The sequence below is a fragment of the Komagataeibacter kakiaceti JCM 25156 genome (assembly GCF_000613305.1).
Genome location: NZ_BAIO01000349.1, coordinates 1 through 2,518, shown reverse-complemented (window position 1 = coordinate 2,518; position 2,518 = coordinate 1). Strand labels below are relative to the sequence as shown.

The following is a 2,518-nucleotide window of genomic DNA, read 5'->3' as shown; positions in this document are numbered from 1 at the left end:
GGCACGGACTTACACCCGCGCGGCGGATCCATACACCCCGCTGCGCGCAGGCGGCGGGGACCGGGCCGCCCCTTGTGTGAAAAAGGGGTTACGGCGCGGTGTTGCGCAGGGTCTCACCCTGATAACGCCCGGTCAGCGTATTGAGAAACGCCACGATATCCGCCACGTCCTGATCGGAAATATTATGGTCCGGGGTCTGGTAGCGCGCCATGTCACGCACCGCCTGATCCAGTGTCTTGACGCTGCCATCATGGAAATAGGGGGCCGTCAGCGCGATATTGCGCAGGTTGGGCACCTTGAAGCGCTCCATGTCCGCCGGGTTGTGGGTGACTTCAAAACGCCCCTTGTCCGCATCGGTCAGCGCGCCACCACGGGCGGCGAAGTAATTCCCTTCCAGCCCCATCGGCTCGAACGCCTGCCCCCCCATGGACGGCCCCGTATGGCAGCCCGCGCAGCCAATATCCTTGAACAGGGCATAGCCGTGCTTTTCCTGGGTGTTCAGGGCCGCGTCATCGCCCTTCAGGTACTGGTCGAAGCGGCTGTCGGGGGTGATCAGCGTCTTTTCATATTCCGCGATCGCCTCCGTAATGGTGGCCTCGTTGATCGCGTCGCTGCCAAAGGCCGCCTGGAAATCCGCGATGTAGGTCGGGTCCACCTGAAGGTGTGACGCGACCACCGACCAGTCATGCGACCCCATTTCCACCGGGTTCATGACCGGACCCGCCGCCTGTTCGGCCAGGGTTGCGGCGCGACCGTTCCAGAACTGGCTTTTGTTGAACGCCGCGTTGAAGACCGTGGGCACGTTGATCGGGCCTTTCTGCCCGTTGATGCCGGTTGCCGTAACCAGACCGTCAACCCCGCCATGCTGGAGGCTGTGGCAGCTTGCGCAACTCAGCCCGCCATTGCCGGACAACTGGCGGTCAAAGAACAGGCGCTGGCCCAGTGCGACCTTGTGGCTGTCCACCGGCAGGGATTCGGGCACCGGCTGCACCGGTTCCGCCGCGAAACGGTCGGCCACGCCCTGTGTGGCGTAATGCTGGCGGCGTACCTGCGCGATCCATGCCAGCATGCTGTCACGCTGCGTGGCGGACAGATGGGCATGCCAGTGCATGAGCAGGTACATGGTGGGGGGCATGCGGTTCTGGCGGATGACTTCCTCGATCCGGGCCAGCGGTTCCTGATCCGGCACCTGGCCGGTCTGGAGCGCATTGATCACCGGCTCCACGCGGAAATGGCGCAGCCCCTGCTCGCGGTCGCCGCTCATGAGGCTGTGGGCCACGGGAACGTTGAAGTAGAATGGCAGGTCAACCTTGGCCGCGTGGCAGTAATCGCACCGGGCCTCACGGATGACATTCAGCGCGGCGGAAGACGTTTCATCCACCGAGGTTGCCGCCGGGGCGGGTGCCGTTACATGATCGAAATGTTCAAGATAGGCGACCGTCCCGCCATAAACCACGCCGCCGATGGCAACCGCCGCCAGAACCGCCTTTCTTACCGACATGCAAAACCCTTTCCCTTGCCTGATGAGGGGTTCTGGCCGATTCAGGAATTATTTGTCAAAGTAATCATTTCGATAGAAACGATTAAATCTTTCGATCACCCGCCCCTGTCGCGCCATCCGCCTCTGTCAGCATAGCTTCGCGTACCCGTTGGCGTGCGACATTGACATAGATGGTATCAAGATCGATTCCGATTCCCCGCCCGCCTTCACGCACCGCCGCCACCAGCGTGGTGCCCGTGCCCATGAAGGGGTCCAGCACCACCGGCGCGCTCTTGCCATGCAGGCGGATGCACATCTGCGGCAGCATGACGGGAAAGGTGCCGGGATGGTGGAATTTCTGCGCCCTGCCCTGCACGGTTTCGTAGGGAATGAACCATGTATCGCCCCGGCAGCGGCGGTCCTGCCGGTGGCCGCGACGGGCGATGTTCGACTTGTCCATGTAGGGCACGCCGATGTCGAGTCGGCTCAGCGCCACATCCCCCGTCAGGGTCAGGTGGAACAGGTGTTCGTGGTTGCGGTTGACGTAGCGCGGGCTGTTGACCGGCTTGAAGTGGCCATGCGTGTCCGACCCGACCGAGATCGACTTGACCCATGAAATATGGTTCTGCAGCACGAATAGGTCACGCAGCCGCACCATGAGTTCAAACGGAATCCACGGCTGCGCGGATGACCCGGCCACGTTGAGGAAAAACGAGCCATCGGGCCGCATCACGCGCCGGACTTCCCGCGCCACCTCCACCATCCAGTCCAGATAACCGTTCTCATCCAGCCGGTCGCGATAGGTGTGGTATTTCAGCCCGATGTTATAGGGCGGCGAGGTCACGACCACATCCACACTGTCCGCTTCCATGCGGCGCAGCGCACGGATGCAGTCCCCACGCACCAGCAGATGCGGCCCTTCGGTATAACGGATGCTCCGTGGCGCGCGGGAAGGAGATGCGCTCTCCTGCGCCGCGCGGGGTCGCCCTGTCATGGTGGTATGCTCTTCACTGCGCGCCGGGGCGGGTCTCGTGTCTG

Annotated in this window: 2 protein-coding genes; both read right to left on the bottom strand. The window is 63.0% G+C overall.

The window, feature by feature from the left end; translation table 11 throughout:
- Nucleotides 1-88 precede the first annotated feature (88 nt).
- Nucleotides 89-1,501 (bottom strand): cytochrome-c peroxidase, encoded by a 1,413-nt coding sequence (locus tag JCM25156_RS13580; protein ID WP_025813510.1) that lies wholly within the window; start codon nt 1,499-1,501, stop codon nt 89-91.
- An 82-nt stretch (nt 1,502-1,583) separates the two neighbouring features.
- Complete coding sequence (locus tag JCM25156_RS13575) at nt 1,584-2,474, bottom strand: DNA-methyltransferase (protein ID WP_025813509.1); 891 nt, start codon at nt 2,472-2,474, stop codon at nt 1,584-1,586.
- Between the last annotated feature and the right edge of the window lie 44 nt (nt 2,475-2,518).

Coding starts and splice junctions, on each gene's coding strand:
- JCM25156_RS13580 (WP_025813510.1), bottom strand. CDS start 1,501: ATGTCGGTAAGAAAGGCGGTTCTGGCGGCGGTTGCCATCGGCGGCGTG.
- JCM25156_RS13575 (WP_025813509.1), bottom strand. CDS start 2,474: ATGACAGGGCGACCCCGCGCGGCGCAGGAGAGCGCATCTCCTTCCCGC.